At 31.4% G+C, this 6500-nt stretch carries 13 protein-coding genes and 1 pseudogene; all 14 read right to left on the reverse strand.

The window, feature by feature from the left end:
• Positions 1-288: pseudogene (locus tag HMPREF9075_RS06220) on the reverse strand (hypothetical protein); the annotation flags it as partial.
• A 371-nt stretch (positions 289-659) separates the two neighbouring features.
• A complete protein-coding gene (locus tag HMPREF9075_RS06225) occupies positions 660-935 on the reverse strand; it encodes a hypothetical protein (RefSeq protein ID WP_009415646.1) in 276 nt (91 codons plus the stop codon).
• A 4-nt stretch (positions 936-939) separates the two neighbouring features.
• Positions 940-1401, reverse strand: a complete 462-nt coding sequence (locus HMPREF9075_RS06230) for a hypothetical protein (protein WP_009415647.1) — start codon at positions 1399-1401, stop codon at positions 940-942.
• A gap of 19 nt (positions 1402-1420) precedes the next feature.
• The gene (locus HMPREF9075_RS13200) at positions 1421-1591 is read right to left on the reverse strand and encodes a hypothetical protein (RefSeq protein WP_009415648.1); all 171 of its coding nucleotides are present in this window, start codon (positions 1589-1591) and stop codon (positions 1421-1423) included.
• On the reverse strand, positions 1582-1812 hold the full coding sequence (locus HMPREF9075_RS06235) for a hypothetical protein (protein WP_009415649.1): 231 nt from the start codon (positions 1810-1812) through the stop codon (positions 1582-1584). The genes HMPREF9075_RS13200 and HMPREF9075_RS06235 overlap by 10 nt, the downstream gene beginning before the upstream one ends.
• Positions 1813-1815: 3 nt before the next feature.
• Positions 1816-1932, reverse strand: coding sequence for an RHS repeat-associated core domain-containing protein (locus tag HMPREF9075_RS12845; protein WP_232305073.1), 117 nt, complete (start codon positions 1930-1932; stop codon positions 1816-1818).
• Positions 1933-2110: 178 nt separating this feature from the next.
• Entirely contained in the window at positions 2111-2539 is a 429-nt protein-coding gene (locus HMPREF9075_RS12580; protein ID WP_009415651.1) for a hypothetical protein, read from the reverse strand.
• Positions 2536-3081, reverse strand: a complete 546-nt coding sequence (locus HMPREF9075_RS12850; RefSeq protein WP_009415652.1) for an RHS repeat domain-containing protein — start codon at positions 3079-3081, stop codon at positions 2536-2538. The genes HMPREF9075_RS12580 and HMPREF9075_RS12850 overlap by 4 nt, the downstream gene beginning before the upstream one ends.
• A gap of 12 nt (positions 3082-3093) precedes the next feature.
• Positions 3094-3174: an RHS domain-containing protein gene (locus tag HMPREF9075_RS12855; RefSeq protein WP_083476187.1), complete on the reverse strand. Its 81-nt coding sequence runs from the start codon at positions 3172-3174 to the stop codon at positions 3094-3096.
• Between the two features lie 6 nt (positions 3175-3180).
• Complete coding sequence (locus HMPREF9075_RS06250) at positions 3181-3681, reverse strand: hypothetical protein (RefSeq protein ID WP_009415653.1); 501 nt, start codon at positions 3679-3681, stop codon at positions 3181-3183.
• 171 nt (positions 3682-3852) lie between these two features.
• The gene (locus HMPREF9075_RS06255; protein WP_051033415.1) at positions 3853-4398 is read right to left on the reverse strand and encodes an RHS repeat domain-containing protein; all 546 of its coding nucleotides are present in this window, start codon (positions 4396-4398) and stop codon (positions 3853-3855) included.
• A 299-nt stretch (positions 4399-4697) separates the two neighbouring features.
• Positions 4698-5756, reverse strand: a complete 1059-nt coding sequence (locus HMPREF9075_RS06260; protein WP_009415656.1) for a hypothetical protein — start codon at positions 5754-5756, stop codon at positions 4698-4700.
• 14 nt (positions 5757-5770) lie between these two features.
• The gene (locus HMPREF9075_RS06265) at positions 5771-6175 is read right to left on the reverse strand and encodes a nucleic acid/nucleotide deaminase domain-containing protein (protein ID WP_009415657.1); all 405 of its coding nucleotides are present in this window, start codon (positions 6173-6175) and stop codon (positions 5771-5773) included.
• Positions 6154-6366 carry an RHS repeat domain-containing protein gene (locus HMPREF9075_RS12860; RefSeq protein ID WP_083476185.1) on the reverse strand — a complete coding sequence of 71 codons (213 nt, stop codon included), beginning with the start codon at positions 6364-6366 and terminating at the stop codon, positions 6154-6156. The genes HMPREF9075_RS06265 and HMPREF9075_RS12860 overlap by 22 nt, the downstream gene beginning before the upstream one ends.
• Positions 6367-6500: the final 134 nt, after the last annotated feature.

Genomic DNA, 6500 nt, shown 5'->3' on the forward strand with positions numbered 1-6500 from the left:
TGTTTGCATACTTGCATATTTACCATAGGCTTTAGGGTTTCCATTTTCATAATAATCATAAAAATAATGATAATAGGCAGGTAAGGAAGGTACTACAACATAAAAAACAGAACCATCACTCCCATTACAAGGACGAAAATAACTACCGTCTTTTAGCTTATAATATCCAGAATACTTGTTATCAGAAACCTTTTCAAAGTTTTTATACCTTGTATCCCATAGATTAAAATCAAATTTTTCGAACATAATAGTATCTTTTAAAGAATTTTTATTTTCTTGTGCCATCATATGATTTATTGTTAATACTACAATGTATAATAATATTTTCCTCATAAGAGATTTATTTTAATAAATAATGTTTTCGTATAGTTTACCCCACTGGCGCAAGCTTGTAGCTTGTGCCCAATTCATAATTCAAAATTCCCTCCCCGTCCTACCTATCCCATTTGTCTCACTTGTCGCACTTGTCGCACCCGTCCGACAATTCACAATTCCCCGCCGCCTTTGTACTTCTCTATAAGGTTGCCATCGTCATCGTATTTAAACGTCCAGCCGTGCCATTTCTTTAAGCGGCTCACATACTGCTGCTTTGCGCCCGCGCGGCACTATCCTTGTTTATCTTCTGTAATCTTATAGCTCTTGTTGTATCTTTAACTATTTCAAGATTTCCAATTTAACCAAGCACTATAGATTTTTCTAAAATCAGGATCTCCTTCCTTTGATAGTATATCTCGTATATATGATTTTACATCTGGAGATATATGATCTAACAACCAAAGGTGTATAGCATCTGTTACAGTATGATTAAAAGCTTCATCTGCTATAGGATATAGGTCTACCATCTTTTTTAAAGCTTCGTCAGGGGAAGTAAAGTATAATTTTTCATATTCAAATAATAAGTTGGTAGCTTTGTCATAATTATCTATATTATCCATCTATCTATCTTTTTATTCTTTTAAAAGTATACTCTAATGATGCATTATAAGCATTTTGAATATTTTTCAAAACATCATTTACAGACATATCTCTTTTTTTTAAATAGTCTTTCAAAACCTTCTTTCCTTTATATAATAAAATTAATTCAATAGTATAGTATGCTAAGAAAGTAGGATTAAGTCCTAAATATTTAACTACTTTAAAATCATCATCTTCCAATTCTGATATATCTTTTTTAAAAGAATTATACTGCTGCCGGCAAATAGCGTATTTAATGATCATTAGTTTGTTATCTTTTAAGAAATTATATAACACTTCTCCTTCTATTGCAGCTTTTTTTATATCTTCTCTTAGATATTGATCACTCATTAAATTTCTCTCAGTTAGTTTTTCTCCAGTTATTTCTAAAATAGACATTACTATATCTATATATTCCTGACTATCAACAATTTCTTTTATATCCATAAATATGATTTATTAATTTTCAAAATGTACTCATTCCTTTTATAACCTTTATTATTTTATATTTTTTACTAATATGTCTATATTTATCCATAGAGGCATGCCCCCAAGGAGTAGCTTCTGTTAGGTTCCAAAACTCATGTGCTTTAAATGATTTGCCTCTTTGTTTTAAATATGTATGCTCTAATTCCATAGAAACAGATATACAACCATTGTTTTTCCAGTTGCTTTATGCTCTATTTCTATTTCAATTTGAGGAGAAAGTCCCTTTTCTATTCTCTCTTTATTTTTGGGAGAAAATCTATTAGGATTTCTTTCTAGTTGTTCTAACCAATATGATTTCCTTGCTTTATCCCATTCTTGCTTATATTTAGCAGGACTATAAGATAAAGAAACAAGTTCCAATACATCCAACCACTAATTCGTATCACTAACATAAGCAAATATATTAAACCCACCTAAGAGTTTAATAGGGTCTTCACTTATATACCTCCCCGTCTCAGGGTGATAATACCTAAACCTATTGTAGCACAACTCAACCTCATTGTCATAGTACTGCCCTTGGTATTTAACGGACACCTAAAATTCTCTTTTGGTGCGAGCCGCACGGGCAAGGTGGTTTAGCGGTCTTGTTCGCGTTCCCATATCAGCTCACCTTCTTGGTTATAGGCTTCTATGGGCGTGCATATTTTTTCTTATTATAGGTTAAAGATTACATAGTTCTTGCGAATTCAACATCATTTTCAAGGGATATAAAAATACACCAAGACATATTACTATTAATAATATAATGTTGTTCAGGAATACTAAGTAATTTATGTATTATCTTATTTAAATCTCTTAATAAAAAAATATAAGCATAATCAGTCAGATTATCTCCTAAATATATAACAATTTCCTCTTCATTAATTCTATTTTCTTTTATAACATTATGAATAAATAAAGAAAGATCATCATAATTTATTCCATCCCATCTTAATATTTCATAGTTATGTAGTTTTTCTAAATGATATCTATCAAATTTTACTGGAAATAACTTATTCATCTTATCAAAATATGGATAAATATCATCTACAACAAAGTCATTCTTCAGAATTTTAGATAATTCCCTATGTAATTCTATATCATAATAATTTTTCATTTATTTCCTATAACGTTTTTGTATTTTTTTACAGTTTTTTCGCTGGCTTTAAAAATAAAATGAGGAGTATCCTTCTCTTTTTTATCAAATACATTTATATGTGCCCCAACCTTCTCATCAAACTCAATTCTAAATCCAACTTTTCCATCAGCCGTCTTCATTCCATGAGGTTCTCCAATAACTTTAACCCTACTAATATTTTGAATATCTGCTTTAAAACCTCTTTTTAATAGCCAATCAAGTGCACCTTCCTTTTGCTTTTTTCCATGTTTGTCTTTTGTACCAAACATTGCTTGGTTGAAATCATCAAAATATATATTTTCAGAATCCAACCCCAGCAAATCCACCCAAGCATTACTATCACTTACATAAGCAAACACATTAAACCCACCTAAGAGTTTAATAGGGTCTTCACTTATATACCTCCCCGTCTCAGGGTGATAATACCTAAACCTATTGTAGCACAACTCAACCTCACTATCATAGTACTGCCCTTGGTATTTAAAAGGACACCTAAAATTCTCTTTTGGTGCGAGCCGCACGGGCAAGGTGGTTTAGCGGTCTTGTTCGCGTTCCCATATCAGCTCACCTTCTTGGTTGTAGGCTTCTATGGGGGTACCTAAGTGGTCGGTGATAAAAAACTATCTTAAAATGTCAGGTTTAACAGGAGAGTTTAACTGAGACATTAAAAAAGACAATGCTTTTCCCCTCCATTCATCACTTTTATTTAAATTATCTATGAGTTTTAGAAATATTTTGTAATTCCTCCATTTATCTAAATTCTTTTTATTTAAAGATATACAATTATACTCATATAAAGGTGAGTTATAATCTTCTGTTAAAAAAGGAACTCTTATTAAATTATCGGGATGCCCTATTTTCTCCAAAGAGAGTTCTTCTTTAGAAATATAATCAAAATTATTTAAAGAAGAAAGTTTTTCTAATTCAGCAACTCTTTTTTCATACATATTTCTTAATGGATAGTTATTGTAGCAATCTCGGTGAAAAATAGCTTCATTAAGACAATAAAGAGGTGATTTTTCATTTGCTTCAATATTTAAAAGTATACAAGAATCATAAATATTTTCGATTATCTTACCACAACCTTTGCAGTATATTTTTTGTCCTTCAATTAAAATCATATTTCTAAATTAAAAAATTAATCATTAGCTTGTATGGTAACATCTGCACTACTATCAGTCCCTCTATATATTGTTGTCCTGAGACCATTATGAAAAACATATTGTTTAGATTGTCCTTTTCCATCATTGACTAAATCTAATGATAGTCTATCTCCAGACACTAAATATCTCTTACCATCTTTTCTTTTGATCACAGCATACTCTTATTTTTCCCCCTTTTTGTACTTCACGAACCTCCTCATAACTCAACCCGAATATATCCACCCATGCATTCGTATCCCCTACATAAGCAAACACATTAAATCCGCCTAAGAGTTTAATCGGGTCTTCAGAGATATACCTCCCCGTTTCAGGATGATAATACCTAAACCTATTGTAGCAGAGTTCAACCTCGCTATCATAGTACTGCCCTTGGTACTTGAACGGACACCTAAAATTCTCTTTAGCAAAACCTTGACGGGAGTTGCCATAAAGGTCTTGCTCGCGTTCCCATATCAGTTCGCCTTCTTGGTTGTAGGCTTCTATGGGCGTGCCTAAGTGGTCGGTGATAATAGAGTAATGTTTGCCATTTACAATCTTTCCACAAGGCACAAAAGAGCCTGCTTCAAAAATCCAAGTGGTGGGACTGTGCTCAGTACCTAAATCATATAAACCTGTGTTGTAATTGAACTCAAAGGTCTCTTTCCATTCGTGCAGCGGCACATTGCCACTCCACAAAAAGTGGGTGGTGGTGCGGCTAAAATGCTTGGTGTGTTTTGAGCAGCTGAAAAGGTTTTCAGCTGCTCAAAACTACTTGTGCGCAAGGGAGCGCAGAATGCAGAACTCCGAAGTCGTTAAGATAAGCAATTTAACCATTTTTATAAACAAGACAGCTTTACTAATTAAACATCTATTTACCTATAAAATAAGAAAGGCCAATATTAGTTATGGATAACTCTTAATATTTGGTCGTTTTTAGACAAAGTAATATACATCAGATAGAATAGTCTTTAAAATGTGATTTTATAATAGGTGTTTTATGATATTCTTTTTAAATATATGTAATTCTCTTCAGGTTCAATGCTATATCTAAAAGTGAATGATTTTTCCTCAACTACTTGAGGAAATGGAAATCCTTTATTTATTGTATTTTCAATATTTTTATTCAAAGATTTTTCTAAATAACAATTTATATAGGTAGCTACTCCCTCTCTTGAAATACAAAGAATCTTATTATCAACTATATACGAGAAAATATAGATTTCATCTTTGTTATAAATAGATTTTACTGTATTATTTATTAAGTCGATTAGCATTACTTCTCCTCCACTATATGGATAAAGAAGATAATTATTACCAAATAAGCAACAAGTTATATTGAATGATTCACTTATATTAACACCAAAGACATCATTAGTGTAATCTTCATTTAACACTAATTCTTTATTAAACTCTAAGTTAGAGTACTTATGTATTTGGATATTAAGCGGTGGATACCCTCCATAAATAATAAGTTTATCAGATGTTTTATCTATTATGATTCCACTTATGGCAAAAAAGGTTCTTATTTGTATATTGTATGGAATAATATTTATTCCTTCAACTTTATAAAATAATAGAAAACCTGTATCTTCTGATTCACAAATACAAATAATAAGGAGATTAAGTTCTCTGTCAAAATAGATTTGCTTAACACCATATCCTACTCTAAAATGATAAACATAACTAAAATGTTTATCATATATTTTGATAGTTTCAGAAATATCATCTGCTATCAGAAAGTAATCATTTAGTATTAAAATTGCAGATCCTTCTATTTTATTTGTATGAGATAAAACTATTTTAGAATATTGATTTGTTTCTAAATTGTAAATTAGAAAATCGATACCCATACCTACTATATAGAGTTTATTATCTACTAACAATATATCAGATATATATTGAAAAGGTAAGTCCCTAATAGTTTTTATTACTTTAGCTTCAATAACATCTAAAATAGTAATAGTATTGTTATTAATATTGGCAACGAGATGTTCATTAAGGAATTTTGCTTTAGTAATATCTGTAATTCCTAATTCTATTTTTTCACACTTCATTTTAAAATAAATAATTATGAGTTATGATATTGATTTGCTTTTTTGTTCTCTTGAGTTTTGTCTGATATAGGATAAGGATAACTAAACATTACAATTTGATCTTTAGGTAATTTATCATCTAATTTACCATAACAATTAGGCATTCCATGACCAGAACATGGCTCCAATTCTGTATAAAGATGCCTTACATCATTTAAAGCATTTCTTTTTTCTAATTCCTCTAATAAATATTTTTCAAAATGCCCATATCTATCAGAGTGAGTTATAATAATATCTCCATTATTTAATTCAGCTACTGCAACATTTCTTCCTCCTGAAATTTCAGGATTTTCTCTTCTGAAATCTTCTACTCTATCAGATAGAGGGTGATTATCATATGGAACTTGTTGTAAAATTATTAGCCCCAGCAAATCCACCACGCATTACTATCCCCCACATACGCAAACACATTAAACCCACCTAAGAGTTTAATAGGGTCTTCTGAGATATACCTTCCTGTCTCGGGGTGGTAATACCTAAACCTATTGTAGCACAGCTCAACCTCGCTATCATAGTATTGTCCTTGGTATTTGAACGGACACCTAAAATTCTCTTTTGGTGCGAGCCGCACGGGCAAGGTGGTTTAGAGGTCTTGTTCGCGTTCCCATATCTGCTCGCCCTCTTGGTTATAGGCTTCTATGGGCGTGCCTAAATGGTCGGTGATGATGGAATAATGTTTGCCATTTACAATCTTTCCACAAGGCA

The sequence above is a fragment of the Capnocytophaga sp. oral taxon 332 str. F0381 genome (assembly GCF_000318275.2).
Lineage (GTDB): Bacteria > Bacteroidota > Bacteroidia > Flavobacteriales > Flavobacteriaceae > Capnocytophaga > Capnocytophaga bilenii.